This is a genomic window from Nisaea acidiphila, assembly GCF_024662015.1.
Lineage (GTDB): Bacteria > Pseudomonadota > Alphaproteobacteria > Thalassobaculales > Thalassobaculaceae > Nisaea > Nisaea acidiphila.
Genome location: NZ_CP102480.1, coordinates 3,030,449 through 3,045,631 on the forward strand (window position 1 = coordinate 3,030,449; position 15,183 = coordinate 3,045,631).

The window sequence follows — 15,183 nt, forward strand, 5'->3', positions numbered from 1 at the left end:
TTGTGGGTTGACTCCGGTACAAGACCGGGTTGGGGCGTCGTGTCCCGGGTGGGCATAGGGTCCAGAACGGAGCCGGTCCGATGACATCCATTTCCGATCTATCTTCGCTGTCGCGCCTGACGTTGCCGGAGCCGCGCGCGGTCGGCCCGTCCTCCGGTGCGACCGCCGGCAAGACGTCGGCTTTGCCGTCTTATCGTACGGCGGGTGCCGGTTTCAGCGGCTTTTCGGCCGAGATTTCGTCCGTGGCCCGGACAAGCGGCGGCCTTCAGGAAATTTTCGGCGGTGAGCTGGAAAAGATATTCGGCGCGCTCAACAAGCGCGGCGACGCCGATGCGTTTCTCGAGGAGGCTTTCGGAAGCCTCAAGGATCTGACGCAAAAGGCGCTCGACGATCCGAGCGTGACCGGGGTTCAGATCCGGATCGCCAGCGTCAGTCAGCAGTTCCGTTCGCCGGACGGGGAGCGGGCGGTGTTTTCCAGCGTTTCCCAGCTTTCGATCGAGGTCGGGCTGGTGCGGGACGGCAAGGTCGCGGCCGAGGATGTCGAGTTGCTCTCCTTCGAAGGTAAGAAACTCTCGCTGACCGACGAGCAGAAACAGACCGGCATCGTGAGCGGTCTTTTCACCCGGGACGATGAAAGCGCTGAGAACCCGCCCAACAAGGCTCAGGCAACCGCGATCGAGCAGGCGCTGGAGCGGTTGAAGCTGGTGAACGATGCGCTGGCAGCGTTCCGGCGCGGGGATATCCGTCCCCTGCAGGAGGTCGAGAACCTGTTCCGCGGCGGCACGCTGGACGCGGAAACCGTTCGGGCGCTCTCCAAGTCGAAGGATGTCACCGGGAGCCAGGTTTTTCCGGGAAGCGGTATTCTCGACCTCTAGAACTTTGCCGCACTCGACAGGCATCGGGCCTTCCGGCTAAACCGGGGCGCTGTCATGTGATGTGCGGATAGGCCCCATGTATATCTCTACCGAAGATCAGAAGAACGAGGCGCGCGCCTGGTTCGAGACCCTGCGCGACCGGATCTGCGCGGCCTTCGAGAAGATGGAGGACGAGTACGAGGGGCCGCTGAAGGACCGTCCCGCCGGCCGTTTCAAGCGCAAGAGCTGGGACCGCGAGGGCGGTGGCGGCGGGGTGATGTCGCTGATGCAGGGCCGGGTCTTCGAGAAGGTCGGCGTCAATGTCTCGACCGTGCACGGCACCTTCTCCGAGGAGTTCCGCAAGTCGATCCCGGGCGCCGACGAGGATCCGCGTTTCTGGGCCTCCGGCATCTCCCTCGTCGCCCATATGCAGTCGCCCAAGGTGCCGGCGGTGCACATGAACACGCGCCATATCACCACGACCAAGTCCTGGTTCGGCGGCGGTGCGGACCTGACGCCGATGGTGCCGGAACAAATCGATACCGACGCCTTCCATGCCGGACTGAAGGCAGCGTGCGACAAGCACGACCCAGCCTATTATCCGAAGTTCAAGGAATGGTGCGACGAGTACTTTTTCCTGAAGCACCGGAACGAGCCGCGCGGCGTCGGCGGAATCTTCTATGATTATGTCGATGGCGACTTTGACAGGGATTTCGCCTTCACCCGCGATGTCGGCACGGCCTTCCTCGAGACCTACCCGAAAGTGGCGCGCCGGCGGATGAACGAGGACTGGACGGAGGAGGAGAGGTATCACCAACTCGTCCGGCGCGGGCGTTACGTCGAGTTCAACCTCATCTACGACCGGGGCACGCTGTTCGGGCTGAAAACCGGCGGAAATGTCGAGGCGATCCTGATGAGCATGCCGCCGGAAGTGATCTGGCCGGCGCCCGAGGGACTCGAAGACACCAAGTGATACTCCTATTTCAGTTGGGTTCGCCGGAGGATTGCATTAACTTAAATTAACCTTCGGCGGTGGGGCCGTTGGTATGCGTAGAATGCGTGGCCTTAGCGATGTCGATTTCCGGAGCTTTGTTCTTCCCGACTTCCGTTTCCCCTGATGGACGGTCCGCGTCCCTCGGGGCGTCCGGTCGTTCCGGAGAGGTGCAACCGGTCGACAATGTGCGCTTCGCGGCACAAGCCGAAGCGCAAGCCGGAACGGCCACCGAAATCGCCGGACAGGAAGAACAGCAAGCTGCCTTGCCGCCTCCCCAGCAGCTGGTGGATCCCGCCAATCTGTCGCAGGTCCAGGAAGCCGGAAATCCATCCGATGAACCCGGCGGTGCGCAGACCGGAGCCGTCGAGTCGCCGCCGCGCGGATTTGCCGACCCGGCCCGTCTCCGGGAGGTCCAGAATGGCGGCGAGGATATCGACGAAGAGGTCCGCCTCGGTGTCCAGAGCGAGGAAGAGTCGACGGATATCGCCGCCCGGCTCGTACCGGTCGATGGAGTGGAGAATGCCAATTCCGTCGCACTTGACGGGCGCCCGGACTCGGTCCGTGTCGGCGACCTGATCAGCGAGGATCAGCGGTTGACCGGAGAACCGCTTGAGGTTCCGAATTTCGCCGTCGATCCGGAAGAGCAGTCGATCCAGGTCTTCAACGATCGCCTGACCCGGACGACCGAGGTGCTCCAGTTCCTGAGCCAACGCCCAGTTACGGGTTCGGCGCGGGGCGTCAGCCTCATCGTTTGAGCCTCGCTTGAGGCCTCCGCGCTTCAGGCGAAGCGCATCTCCGCTTCCCCCAGTCCCGGAAATTCGACCCGTGCCGCCACGCCCGGCCCTGCGAAGGAAATGCCGTTCCACGATCCGGTGGTAATGACGTCCCCGGCCTTCAGCCCACGGCCGGCCATGGCGCCGGTCCGCTCCTGCGCGTGATTGGCAAGCCAGGCCATGAGCGTGAAGGGATCGCCGCCCTTGAACGTGCCCGTACCTTCGAAGGCGGGCGCGCCGTCGAAGAGCAGCCGCACCGGCTGGCTGGCGAAATCGAGCGCGGGTGGAACAGGGATTTCGGTCCCCTGTACGAGCGAGTCATTCGCCTGGAAGTCCATCAATGCCCAGAGCGGATCGACCTCGGGCCAGTCCTGCAGCCGGGATTCGACGACCTCGATGACGACGATCAGACTGGAGACGGCATCCCGCAGTTCCTCTGGTGTGTACGGCGCGTCTCGGGTCGGCAAATCGCGGCCGAGGCGAAAGGCGATTTCCGCCTCGACGCCGAAATTGCGATGTTCCGCTGACGCCAGGACCTGACCCGACGGATAGAGTTTGGCTGCGGCGATCGGCGCCGCGGTCGGATCGGTCCCGGGGCTGCCGCCGACTTTCCAGGCACCCGGCGTGCGGCCGAGCAAGGCGAATGCCGAATCCTGGATCGCGAAAGCCTCTTTCTGGGTCGTCGGCGCGTCCCCGTCGGGGATGGCGTCGATCGGCGTGCGGCTCTCGAATGCGGAAGCTATGCGCTCGGCGGTGCGGGTGATCTTGTCTGTCATTTCGATTCCTCGGCGATGATCCGGCGTGTCTCGGCGAGACAGGTCTCGCGATCCGGGGCGAAATCCCCGGCGATCCACCAGGCTTCCAGCCGGCGCAGAGCCTCTCCGACTGCAGGGCCCGCGGCAAGTCCCATTTTCACCAGATCGGCGCCGCGCACCGGCAACTCCGGTTTTGGCCAATGTGCAGACAGTGTGCGGAGACGCTCCGCATGCCGTAGGTCGAGGACGCCCCTCGCGGCCTGCAGACGTATCAGGTCTTCGAACAGGGCATTGCCGTGACGGTAGATTTCACGCCGCGCCGCCGCCTCCTCAGGCAGCGGAGCCAGCTCGGTCGTGGAGAGCGTGTGAAAGCGCGCGGCCTCCGCATTCGAGAACCGCATCCGTTCCGAGGCCCGGAAGGCCTGGTCGGCGCGTTCGGGCGCGAAGGCCGCCAGCCGCAGCACCGGGTCCGGCGTCCTCGAGCCGAACGCGATCAGCCGTGACAGGGTCTCGAAGTCGTATGGGCCGGGCAGGAAGACCGGCAATACGCCGGATTTCTCCATGATTTCCAGCACGGAGAGTGGCGACGGCGCGACGAGCAGCTTCAGGAACTCGACGCGGATCCTTTCACCGGATAGCTCTCTGATGAGCGGCGCCGTCTCGTGGCAGGCATGGAGCCCGGCCGGATCGATCGCGCCCCGGCCGTAATGGGCATGGAAGCGGAAGAAGCGCAGAATCCTCAGCACATCTTCGCGAATGCGGGTCACCGGATCGCCGACAAAGCGGACTTTCCCTGCCAGCGCATCGCTGTGCCCGCCGAAGGGATCGTCGAGGCTGCCGTCGGGGCGCATGAACATGGCGTTCATGGTGAAATCGCGCCGCGCCGCGTCTTCTCGCCAATCCTCCGTGAAGGCAACAACGGCCCGCCTCCCGTCGGTCTCGACATCGAGCCTGAGCGTGGTGATCTCGAAATGCTCGTGATTGACCACAGCTGTGACGGTTCCGTGCTCCAGACCGGTTGGAACCACCCGGATTCCCTCGGCCTCAAGGATCTTCGTCACCGTTTCCGGATTGTAGCGCGTGGCGATATCGACATCGGCGATCGGCAGATCCAGCACCGCACTGCGCACGCAGCCGCCGACGAACCGCGCCATGTCGCCGTCGCGGTTCAGGATATCCATCACGGCCCGGGTCTCGGGCGCGGTCATCCAGGTTTGCGGGGGAATGCGCATGGTTTTTGGGTCCGGAAGCTCAGATGCGCGACTCAGGCATCGACGCGGGGCAGCAGGACATCGACGAAATTCACCAGCATGCCCGCCGTCGCGCCCCAGATGTAATAATCGCCATATGGCATCGCGTAGAAGCTACGCATCTGGTTGTTCCATTCCCGGCTGTGCCGCTGATGGTTGGCGCGGTCGAGAAAGAACGGCAGCGGAACCTCGAAGATCTCCTGTACTTCCATCGGGTCCGCCTTCATCTCGAAAGGCGGGGTTAGCAGGCCGATGACGGGAGTGATCTCGAACCCTGTCCGGGTCCGGTAGAGTTCGAGCTGGCCGATCACCTCGACATGCCGGCGGTGCACGCCGATTTCTTCCTCCGTCTCCCGGAGCGCCGTATCGGCGGGGCCGGCATCCTCTGCTTCCGCGCGGCCCCCGGGAAAGCTGATCTGGCCCGGATGGACCGGGAGATCGTCCGATCGGCGGGTAAAGAGCAGGGTCAGGCCGTCCTCCCGCTCGACCACGGGGATCAGCACCGCCGCCGGTCTGCGGCGCGCCGTGACCTCCATGCCCGGATTGAGATCGTGATCGCCGCGCCCGTGACCTGTTTCCTCGGCGTTCCGCAAAGTGTCGCGCAGTCTCGCGATGTCAAAAATGCCGGTCATATCGACCCCAACTCGTGAAACACGCCCCCGCTCCAGAGACCGAGTATCGTGTCCCCGTCGCGCTCCAGTGTAACCGCCTGATTAACCAGATCGTAAAAAACCGATCTCACAATCAAGGCGTCCAGACCGTTTCCGGTATCTATATAGGGACGCGGTTCACCCGTTTCCGGACAGGTCTCGACGCGAATCCGGTGCTCAGGCCCGGCGGCCACAATGCGGTCAAGGTTTGTCCGGAGCATGAGTCTCGGACTTGTCATCTCAGGAGAGCCATCGTCGTCGTACCATGCCTCGACAATGGTGAAAGGAGCGTCGTCGACCGTGATTCGGCCGCGTTCGACCGGGGTGCGAAGCGAATAGCCGCCATCCTCGTCGCGGTGGAGCACGGTGGCGAACAGCTTCACCAGTGGGAGCCGTTTGATAGGAGTGCCAAGATGATACCAGGTGCCGTCGCTTGAAATCCGGATTCCGTAATGGCCCATATCGGTCTGTTTGCGCGGTTCCGGTTTGCCAGTTGCGCCGGCTGCGATACGCTCTAACTGATCTGATGATGGGGGGACATCGGAAGACGCGTTCGATGCGGTCATCGGTAATGGCTGCTTCTATGGGTTCTTCGGCGTGCGCCGGCCAATTCCGGCGGGCCATTGATTAGAAGGAAGTATAGAGTCCATGACCAATTCCTCCACTCTCGATCATCGGCTCGAAACCGAGACCGTCGAAAAAATCGATGCCCTCGGCGCCCGCATGGCCAAGGCGCGGGCCCAGATAGAGACGGTGATCTTCGGCCAGCGCGACGTCGTCGACCAGACCCTGACCACGGTGCTCGCCGGCGGCCATGCGTTGCTGATCGGCGTTCCGGGCCTCGCCAAGACACGCCTCGTCGAGACCCTCGGCACCGTCCTCGGCCTCGATGACAAACGGATCCAGTGTACGCCGGACCTGATGCCGGCCGACATCATCGGCGCCGAGATCCTCGAGGAATCGGACGACGGCAAGCGCCATTTCCGTTTCGTGAAGGGGCCGGTCTTCGCCCAGATCCTGATGGCGGACGAGATCAACCGCGCCAGCCCGAGGACCCAGTCGGCGCTGCTGCAGGCGATGCAGGAGCGGACGGTGTCTGTCGGCGGCCATACCTATGACCTGCCGGCACCTTTCCTCGTGCTCGCGACCCAGAACCCGCTGGAGCAGGAAGGCACCTACCCGCTGCCCGAAGCTCAGCTAGACCGCTTCCTGCTGCAGATCGATGTCGGCTATCCGGACCATGATGCCGAGCGCCGCATGCTGCTGGCCACGACCGGCAGCGACGAGGCGAAGGTGGAGCCGGTGCTGAGCGGCCCGGAACTGATCGAGGCGCAGAAGCTGCTGCGCCAGATCCCGGTCGGCGAGAGCGTTGTGGAGGCGATCCTGGGCATCGTGCGCTCCGGGCGCCTGGAGACGACCGAGGTGGACGAGGTGAAGCGGCATGTGGCCTGGGGCCCCGGACCGCGCGCGAGCCAGGCGCTCATGCTCGCCGTCCGTGCCCGCGCCGTGCTCGACGGCCGTCTCTCGCCGTCGGTCGAAGATGTGCTCGAACTGGCGCCGCCCGTGCTCCGGCATCGTATGGCGCTGAATTTCGCGGCCCGCGCCGAGGGCGTGTCCCTCGACGACATCATCCAGCGGCTGCTGGCCGACTATCGCTGAGCCGGGGCGCCCTGAATGCGTCATCACGCAGAGGAACTCGCCGGTAAATTCTCCCCGCTGCTCGTCGCGGCGGAGCGGGTGGCCGCGACCGTCTCGCAGGGCATGCACGGCCGACGCCGGGTCGGCATGGGCGAGGCCTTCTGGCAGTTCCGCCCCTACCAGGTAACGGACTCGGTGCGCCGGATCGACTGGCGCCGGACCGCGCGCAGCGACGAGGTCTATGTCCGCGAGACCGAATGGGAAGCCTCCCAGAGCATCTGGATCTGGCGCGACGCCTCGCCCTCCATGCGTTTCGCCTCGGATCGCGCCCTGCCGGAGAAGGCGGTGCGCACCGACCTCATCGTGCTGGCGCTCGGAGCTCTGTTGATCGAGGCGGGCGAGCGGATCGCGCTGCTGGGCGAGGGAACGCCGCCGCGCGGCGGACGCAACGGCCTCAATATTTTCGCCAACACGATGGAGAATGCCCGGGACAGCGCGGCCAGCCGTCCCGCGCTGGAGCATCTGCCGCGGCATGCGGCGATGGTGCTGGTTTCCGATTTCATGGAACCGGCCCGGGATTATGCCGACATCATTGGTCATTACGCGGCTTCCGGCATCCAGGGCTTCCTGCTGCAGGTGACGGACCCCGCCGAGGAGGCCTTTCCGTTCCAGGGACGGATCCGCTTCGAGGGCACCGAGTCCGAGACCGCGCACCTGCTGCGCCGGGCTGATACCGTGCGCGAGGCCTATGTCCAGAAACTCGCGCGGCATCGCGCACAGCTGAAGGATGCCTGCCGCCGCGCGGGTTGGTTCTTCGCCCAGCACGTGACGACGGAGACGCCGGAATCCGCGCTCCTTCAACTCTATGCCGCGATGACGCGGCAGGACGGGTGAGGGAGACGCCATGCTGAGTCTCGGCCCGCTCGCCTTCGCCGCGCCCTGGCTGCTCGCCGGCCTGATCGTGCTGCCGGCGATCTGGCTCCTGATCCGGATCACGCCGCCGGCCCCGCGCACTGTCGCCTTCCCGGCGATCCGGCTGCTCTACGGGCTGCAATCCCCGGAAGAGACCCCGGACCGCACGCCCTGGTGGCTGCTGTTGCTGCGCCTGCTGTTCGCGACTTTGGTCATCCTCGCCCTCGCGCAGCCGCTGATCGGGGCCAAGCAGGATCTTGAGGGCGACGGTACGGTGGTGATCGTGGTGGATAACGGCTGGGCCTCCGCGCCCGGCTGGCCGGACCGCAAGGCGGCGGCGCTCGATCTGATCGAACGGGCCGGCCGGGCGGGACGCGAGGTCGCGGTCTTTCCGACCGCGCTGTCGGAATCGGCGGCTCTGGAACGCGGCGGCCTGATGGCGCCGGAGGATGCCCGCACTTTCGTCAATGGGCTTGCCCCGCAACCCTGGGCCAGCGTCCCGGCCGTCGCGGCGGAGCACATCGAGGCAGCGTCGATCCAGCGCCCGGCCTCGATCTTCTGGCTCGCCGACGGGGTCGAGGATGCGGAGGACGCGGCGCTTGCCGAGCGGCTGATCCGCTTCGGCGGCCTGACGATCTACGAGGGCGGAGAGCCGCCGATGGCGCTCACCGCGCGGATCGGCGAGGGCAATGCGCTGACCGCCCGGGTGACGCGGCTCGGCGCGGGCGCGCAGCAGATCGTCAATATCCGCGCGGCTGCCACGGACGGACGGGTGCTGACCCGCGCGATCGCCACCTTCGCGGAAGGCGAACCCGCGGCGGAAGTGGATGTGGAGCTGCCGCTGGAGCTCCGCAACGAGCTGGCGCGCCTGGAACTGGAAGATCTTCCGGGGGCCGCCTCCGTCGCCCTACTGGATGAAAGCTTTCGGCGCCGGCCGGTCGGCCTCGTCGCGGGATCCGGCTTCGCGGAATCCCAGCCGCTGCTGGAGGAAATGTTCTTCCTCGACCGGGCGTTGGCGCCTTTCAGCGAGGTCAGCCGCGGCACCATGTCCGATTTCCTGGAGCGCGACATCTCGGTGATCGCGCTGCCCGATACCGGCTTGCTGCCGCCGGGCGAGAAACAGCGGCTATTCGACTGGGTGGAGAAGGGCGGCACGCTGATCCGCTTCGCCGGTCCGCGCCTTGCCGCGGCCAGCCTGGAAAATCGCGGCCTCGGCGAGTCCGAGCTGCTGCCGGTGCGCCTGCGCGGCGGCGACCGCTCGCTCGGCGGCGTGCTTTCCTGGTCGGAGCCGGCCGCGCTCGCGCCGTTCGAGGGCGAGACGCCTTTCGCCGACCTGCCGGATTACGACAATGTGCTGATTTACAAGCAGGTCCTCGCCGAGCCGTCGATCGAGCTTGCGGACCGGACCTGGGCCAGCCTTGTCGACGGCACGCCGATCGTCACCGCGAAGGCGGTGGGCGACGGGCGAATCGTGCTGTTCCACACCACGGCGAACACCGACTGGAGCGACCTTTCGCTCTCCGGCGCCTTCGTCGAGATGCTCCGCCGCATCGTCGCGGTCAGCGCCGGCGTCGGCGAACGGGCGGGTGAGGGCGCGGTGCCGCCGGTGGAGACGCTCGACGGCTTCGGTGAGCTCGGTCAGCCGCCGGCAAGTGCCCGCTCGCTCTCCTTCGTGAAGGGCGAGGCGGCGGAAGTCGATTTCGAGCATCCGCCGGGCTATTACGGCAGCGAACTGTCGCGCACGGCGGTCAATCTCGGGCCGGAGGCGGCGAAGATGCAGCCGCTCGCAACCGTGCCGGCCGGTGCGGAGCGGGTGAGTTACGGCGGCGGCGACGAACTGGACCTCGCCCCCTGGGCGTTGACGGCGGCGGTCATCCTGCTGCTGCTGGATTTCATCGTCACACTGGTGATGTGCGGACTGGTGCCCGGTGTCGGCAATGCGCGGGTGCGGGAGACGGCGGCGATGCTGCTGCTAGCGGCGGGCCTTGCGGCCGTGCCGCTCGCGGCCTCGGCCCAGAGCACGGGCTTCGATCCCTCCTCCATGAGCGAAGAGGACCGCTGGATCATGCGGGCGGCGCTGGCGACACGGCTCGCCTATGTCCTGACCGGCGACCCGGCGGTCGACGAGATCAGCCGCTCAGGTCTCAGCAGCCTCAGCGAGGTGCTGACCCAGCGCACGGCGGTGGAACCGCTGGAGCCCATGGCCGTCGATGTCGAGGTGGACGAGCTCTCGCTCTTCCCGCTGCTCTACTGGCCGATCACCTCGGCCCAGTCGGAGCTGACGCCGAACGGGGTGGCGCGGCTCAATCTCTATATGCGCAACGGCGGCACGCTGTTCTTCGATACCCGCGACCGGATCGATTCCGGCAGCGGCGCCGGTCCCGGCCTGCAGCGCCTGCGCGAGCTGACGCGCGAACTGGACGTTCCGGCGCTCGCCCCGGTGCCGGAGAACCATGTCCTGACCAAGGCCTTCTACCTGCTGGAGAGCTTCCCGGGCCGCTACGAGGGTGGAAAGCTCTATGTGCAGCAGGGCGAGGGGGACGGCACGAGCGAGGTCTCGCCGGTGATCGTCGGCAGCCATGACTGGGCCGCCGCCTGGGCCAAGGACGATGCCGGCTTCTACCAGTATGCGGTCGTGCCCGGCGGTGAGCTGCAGCGCGAGATGGCGTTCCGTTCCGGGGTCAATCTCGTGATGTACATGCTGACCGGCAATTACAAGGCCGACCAGGTGCATGTCCCGGCGATCCTCGAAAGGTTGGGCCAATGATCGGATCCGCCGTCGGCCTCGATTTTTCGCCGATGATCCCCTGGTGGGCGATCGCGGCGCTCGGCGCGGTCGGGCTGGCGCTGGTGATCTATACCGCCACCATGCGCGGGCGCGGCGCCGTCTGGCGGACGCTGGCGCTCGCCGTGCTGATTGCAGGGCTCGCCAATCCCTACCTGATTGCGGAGGACCGGGATCCGCGCAACGACGTCGCGGTGCTGCTGCTCGACGAGAGCACCAGCCAGAGCATCGACGGCCGTTCGGTCCGGGCCTCCCAGATAGCGGAGGATCTGACGGCCCAGCTTGAGCGGTTCGAGGATCTCGACCTGCGCGTGGTGTCGCTTGAGGGCGGACGGGCGCGGGCCGGCAGCGGGCGCGACGGCACCCGGCTTTTCGCGGCGTTGCGTGACGTGCTGGACGACGTGCCTCAGGGCCGGCTCGCGGGCGTGCTCGCGATCACCGACGGGCAGAGCCACGACCGGGTGGAGGAGATGCGCGGCCGCGATCTCGGCGCGCCGCTGCATGTGATCCTCAGCGGCCGGCGCGGCGAGCGCGACCGCCGCCTCGTGGTCGAACATGTGCCTTCCTTCGGCGTCGTCGGGCGCTCGGTCACCGCGAAGATCCGGATCGAGGATCCCGACGCGGCGGCGGGCGTGCCGCTGGAGCTTTCCATCGACGGGGTTGCGCGGCCGGACCAGATGGTCCGCGCCAACCAGGTGGTGGAGATCGAGATCCCGATCGAGCATGGCGGCGAGACCATCGTGGAGCTCACCGCCGGGCCCGGCCCGGACGAGCTGACCGAGAAGAACAACCGCGCGGTGCTCGCCATCAACGGGGTGCGCGACCGGCTCCGCGTGCTGCTGGTCTCCGGCGCCCCGCATTCGGGCGAGCGGACCTGGCGCGACCTGCTGAAGGCCGATCCTTCTGTCGACCTGGTGCACTTCACCATTCTGCGCCCGCCGGAGAAGCAGGATGGCACGCCGGTCCGCGAGCTCTCCCTCATCGCCTTCCCGGTGCGCGAACTGTTCGAGCTGAAGCTGGACGAGTTCGACCTGATCATCTTCGACCAGTACCAGCGCCGCGGCGTCTTGCCGCGCAGCTATCTGCGCAACATCGTCGAGTTCGTGCGCGGCGGCGGCGCCTTCCTGGAGGCGAGCGGCCCGCCCTTCGCCTCGCGGCTCTCGCTCGCCAACACGCCGCTCGGCGAGGTGCTGCCGGCGATGCCGACCGGCGCCATCGTCGAGGAGCCGTTCCGCGCCCATACCACGATGGACGGTCACCGCCACCCGGTGACGGCGGATCTGCCCGGCGGCCCGCTGCTGGACGCGGACGGGATCGAGGCGGAGGCCGCGAGCTGGGGCCGCTGGTTCCGGCAGATCGAGGCCGACGTGCTGCGCGGCGTGGTGCTGATGGACGGCCCGGAAGGCCGCCCGCTGCTGGTTCTCGACCGTTTCGGCGAGGGCCGCGTCGCCCATCTTCTGACCGACCAGATGTGGCTCTGGACCCGCGGTTTCGATGGCGGCGGCCCGCAGGCCGAGGTGCTGCGCCGCACCGCCCACTGGCTGATGCGCGAACCCGACCTCGAGGAGAACGACCTCCGCGTCCGGGTGCGCGGCGAGGAGATCGAGGTGATCCGCCGCTCGCTCGATGGCGAACTGCCGGACGTCACCATGACTCTGCCGGACGGACGCGAGATCGTCCTGCCGCTCGCCCGCACCGGCCCCGGCCGAGGCCAGGCGAGCTTCACCACCGACCAGGTCGGCCTGCACAGCTTCACCGACGGCGTGCTGACCAAGCTCGCCGCCGTCGGCGCGCTGAACCCGATCGAGCTTTCCGACGTCCGCACTACGGACGAGTGGCTCGGCCCGCTCGCCGAGCAAACCGGCGGCTCGGTCACCTGGGGGGCCGAGGAGAGTGTCCCAGATCTACGCCGCGTCCGCGCCGGCCGCGCCACCTCGGGCCGCGACTGGGCGGGGCTGCTGCGGAACGAGGATTATATCGTGACGGGGGTCAGGACCGTGCCGCTGCTGCCGGGGGTGCTCGTCCTGCTGCTGGTGATCGGCGGGATCATCATGGCGTGGCGACGCGAGGCGGGGTAGAGCAGAAAGTTATGTAGAGCGCAAATTCTTACTCAACTGGTTTAGCAAAGTGAGTCATTTTTTTGACAAAGCCAGTCCTTCTATTGAAAACCCTAGGCATAGGGAAAGAGTTATTACCATAAAGAGGTATTTTATTGTAAGAGCGGAGCGCTTTTCGACTACGGCATTTGGAGGCCATATAGTGTGGATTTGATCTACTCCCGCTTTTGCAAGTAATGCAGCATGTGCACCCTCCAATTTTGGATCGGCTTTTATGATTGTTTGGGCATCTTCAGTTAGGGTGTCTGCGGCTAGAAATATTTCGCTATCATTTCCGTGTTCAGGAAATCGAAATGTTGACCGGTCAATTTCATATAGATAATTAGTTCCAAAACAGACAAAAAATATACCAGATACAGTGGCTAATGATATTGTTACATTTCTCATTATTTTTTCTGAACACAGTGTAAGCAAGAGTTTTATGACTGCAAAAATTATAACTGCAACGAATGAGGCAAGGCCAACGGCTGAAATTGTGTCGTTGGAGCCGGGAGGCGGAGCGACAACGGATAGAAATCCGCCAAATGATGCAAAAAGCATCGTTGCCCCTTCAATCAGAATTAAGAGTGCTGCTTTCATTGCAATCTTGACCTCCATCTACAAGCAGATCAATTTCAAATTCCTTCCTAGGATAATGAGAAATAAAGATCTTATCAGAGACGATCGAGTTTTCCCACTCACCCCAAATGCGGATTTCTGCGACGGGTATTATGCCGGTCGCTGGGCTGCTTAATTTTGGTAATTGTCTATCTGGCCTATCTTTTGAATTAAGGCGGTATTCCATTTCTGTTTGAAAATGAATGGATACTCCACACACTGGCTTATGGCTCGTTTTATTTTTTGTGTAAACAGTGGTATTCCGATAGAATGAAGCATTGTTTGATATCATTGAGGCGCTATGAGAGATGTTTTTTAAAGCACTATTTTGTGCAAGAATTAGATCGCCAAGTTGGTGCTTAAATAAAATATTATCATCATAGAAATAAATATTCTTATTATAAAATATTGAATCATTTTTGGTTATAAAATTTTCTTCTAAATACTCTGATATTTTTTTTGCAGCATTGATTTGATCGAATATATCTTTTCGAAATTCAGGCGGTATTGTGTCCATGTTTTTTGAGATTATATCAATTGAGGAGTTAATGTTGTCTAGGTCGCGTTGAAAATTATAATCATTGCTTAGCGATTTTAGGTATTGTTCATTGAAGTTTATATTTTGAATATCGGTTAATGGCGTTTTTTCTAGTGATTTAATGTAATATTTTTCATTGCTGGAGATATTTTTTACGTACGGTATTTTTATTTTGTCTCCAGTTCTAATCAGATTCGGGTCGCTGTAGTTGTTGTTCGATATTTTAAAGAACGCAATTAAGTCATCGTTTAGAATCAATCCATTGTCGTTGATGAGCCCCCACACTGTTTCGCCGCGCGATACGGTATGTGGTTTAAGAAGAATCTCAACATTTGGCTGGCTCGCGGAATTGTTGCCGTGTTGAAAAATCTGAGCTGCACCTACTCCTGGTACGTACATGCTTGGAGGTTTGGGTGGCCCGTCGACAGCCTCCACAGAGGCTGAGACGAAAATGAACATGGAACTTAGAAGAGCGCATTCAATGGCGTTGCGAGTCAGGCGCATTGCATTTCATGCCTTCAGCCAATTTAACAGCAGTATCTAACGATACAAAATCGGATCACTCTATGGTTGTTGTTGCAACGATTCAGTTTTCGAAAAGTGAAACAAATCTACGGTCGAACGTACCTTGCTCACGTCGGTTAGTAGTTTGCGTCTGATAAGTTCGGCCAGGTCTGATGGTTTTTACCCAAACAAACTCATGCGCCGCATCACCCCGTCCTTCTTGATCAGCCAATGCCGGAGTGCGCCCGCGATGTGAAGCGCTAGCAGGCCGAGGACGGCGAGGGCCGCGAGGCCGTGCAGGGCGAAGAGCACCTCCGCGAGGGGCGGGTTCTTGGCGATGAGGCCCGGCAGTTTCCAGCTGAAGAATTCCACCGGATAGCCGCCCGCCGCCGTCGCCGCCCAGCCGAGCGTCGGGACGGCGAAGAGCGCTAGGTAGAGCAGGTGCTGCACCCCGGTCGAGAGGATGCGCTCCTGCGGAGTCAGGCTCTCCAGCTTCGGCGGGGCGCCGAGACGGATCCGGAGGACGAGGCGGAGCAGCATCAGGGCGAGGACCAGAACGCCGGCGGTCTTGTGATACTTGTAGAGCGCGTTCGTCGTCTCCATCCCGAAAGTGTCTTTCAGCCCGCCGAAGCCGAGGGCGAAGAACAGGGCGCCGGCGGCAAGCGCGGGGAGGACCAGCGCCGCGATGATCCAGTGGAGCCAGCGCTGGGGGAGGGAATAACGGTCTTGCTGCATGGGGACGGCCTCTGCCTGACGCGTGTTGAAATGTGGCGGATAGTTTATCCGACATCCGTGGGTATGCGACAGCCACTCTTC

14 protein-coding genes are annotated in these 15,183 nt (G+C 63.5%); 7 read left to right on the forward strand and 7 right to left on the reverse strand.

The window, feature by feature from the left end:
• The first annotated feature begins 80 nt into the window (after nucleotides 1–80).
• The 3 genes from NUH88_RS14005 to NUH88_RS14015 all read left to right on the forward strand — a co-directional run bounded on the left by NUH88_RS14005 (nucleotide 81) and on the right by NUH88_RS14015 (nucleotide 2,603).
• Nucleotides 81–875: a hypothetical protein gene (locus tag NUH88_RS14005; RefSeq protein ID WP_257767029.1), complete on the forward strand. Its 795-nt coding sequence runs from the start codon at nucleotides 81–83 to the stop codon at nucleotides 873–875.
• 76 nt (nucleotides 876–951) lie between these two features.
• Complete coding sequence (gene hemF, locus NUH88_RS14010) at nucleotides 952–1,827, forward strand: oxygen-dependent coproporphyrinogen oxidase (protein ID WP_257767030.1); 876 nt, start codon at nucleotides 952–954, stop codon at nucleotides 1,825–1,827.
• Between the two features lie 188 nt (nucleotides 1,828–2,015).
• On the forward strand, nucleotides 2,016–2,603 hold the full coding sequence (locus NUH88_RS14015) for a hypothetical protein (RefSeq protein ID WP_257767031.1): 588 nt from the start codon (nucleotides 2,016–2,018) through the stop codon (nucleotides 2,601–2,603).
• 23 nt (nucleotides 2,604–2,626) lie between these two features.
• On the opposite strand, the gene NUH88_RS14020 is transcribed toward NUH88_RS14015, so the two are convergent.
• Genes NUH88_RS14020 through NUH88_RS14035 form a run of 4 tightly spaced genes read right to left on the reverse strand, consistent with a single transcriptional unit; the run spans nucleotide 2,627 to nucleotide 5,842 of the window.
• Complete coding sequence (locus tag NUH88_RS14020) at nucleotides 2,627–3,397, reverse strand: 2-keto-4-pentenoate hydratase (RefSeq protein WP_257767032.1); 771 nt, start codon at nucleotides 3,395–3,397, stop codon at nucleotides 2,627–2,629.
• On the reverse strand, nucleotides 3,394–4,608 hold the full coding sequence (locus NUH88_RS14025; RefSeq protein WP_257767033.1) for a CCA tRNA nucleotidyltransferase: 1,215 nt from the start codon (nucleotides 4,606–4,608) through the stop codon (nucleotides 3,394–3,396). The genes NUH88_RS14020 and NUH88_RS14025 overlap by 4 nt, the downstream gene beginning before the upstream one ends.
• 32 nt (nucleotides 4,609–4,640) lie before the next feature.
• Nucleotides 4,641–5,258, reverse strand: a complete 618-nt coding sequence (locus NUH88_RS14030) for a CoA pyrophosphatase (protein ID WP_257767034.1) — start codon at nucleotides 5,256–5,258, stop codon at nucleotides 4,641–4,643.
• The gene (locus tag NUH88_RS14035; RefSeq protein ID WP_257767035.1) at nucleotides 5,255–5,842 is read right to left on the reverse strand and encodes a DUF1285 domain-containing protein; all 588 of its coding nucleotides are present in this window, start codon (nucleotides 5,840–5,842) and stop codon (nucleotides 5,255–5,257) included. Before NUH88_RS14035 ends, NUH88_RS14030 begins: the two co-directional genes overlap by 4 nt.
• An 82-nt stretch (nucleotides 5,843–5,924) precedes the next feature.
• Here NUH88_RS14035 and NUH88_RS14040 point away from each other — a divergent pair, with 82 nt between their 5' ends.
• From NUH88_RS14040 to NUH88_RS14055, 4 genes are read left to right on the forward strand one after another with little or no spacing between them, the layout of a single operon-like run.
• Nucleotides 5,925–6,935: an AAA family ATPase gene (locus NUH88_RS14040; protein WP_257767036.1), complete on the forward strand. Its 1,011-nt coding sequence runs from the start codon at nucleotides 5,925–5,927 to the stop codon at nucleotides 6,933–6,935.
• A 15-nt stretch (nucleotides 6,936–6,950) separates the two neighbouring features.
• Entirely contained in the window at nucleotides 6,951–7,808 is an 858-nt protein-coding gene (locus NUH88_RS14045; protein ID WP_257767037.1) for a DUF58 domain-containing protein, read from the forward strand.
• 10 nt (nucleotides 7,809–7,818) lie between these two features.
• Nucleotides 7,819–10,593, forward strand: coding sequence for a DUF4159 domain-containing protein (locus NUH88_RS14050; protein WP_257767038.1), 2,775 nt, complete (start codon nucleotides 7,819–7,821; stop codon nucleotides 10,591–10,593).
• Entirely contained in the window at nucleotides 10,590–12,689 is a 2,100-nt protein-coding gene (locus tag NUH88_RS14055; RefSeq protein ID WP_257767039.1) for a hypothetical protein, read from the forward strand. The genes NUH88_RS14050 and NUH88_RS14055 overlap by 4 nt, the downstream gene beginning before the upstream one ends.
• A gap of 54 nt (nucleotides 12,690–12,743) precedes the next feature.
• On the opposite strand, the gene NUH88_RS14060 is transcribed toward NUH88_RS14055, so the two are convergent.
• The 3 genes from NUH88_RS14060 to NUH88_RS14070 all read right to left on the reverse strand — a co-directional run bounded on the left by NUH88_RS14060 (nucleotide 12,744) and on the right by NUH88_RS14070 (nucleotide 15,102).
• Entirely contained in the window at nucleotides 12,744–13,307 is a 564-nt protein-coding gene (locus NUH88_RS14060) for a hypothetical protein (protein WP_257767040.1), read from the reverse strand.
• Nucleotides 13,279–14,367 (reverse strand): LysM peptidoglycan-binding domain-containing protein, encoded by a 1,089-nt coding sequence (locus NUH88_RS14065; RefSeq protein WP_257767041.1) that lies wholly within the window; start codon nucleotides 14,365–14,367, stop codon nucleotides 13,279–13,281. Before NUH88_RS14065 ends, NUH88_RS14060 begins: the two co-directional genes overlap by 29 nt.
• A gap of 180 nt (nucleotides 14,368–14,547) precedes the next feature.
• Nucleotides 14,548–15,102, reverse strand: a complete 555-nt coding sequence (locus NUH88_RS14070) for a cytochrome b (RefSeq protein ID WP_257767042.1) — start codon at nucleotides 15,100–15,102, stop codon at nucleotides 14,548–14,550.
• Nucleotides 15,103–15,183 lie beyond the last annotated feature (81 nt).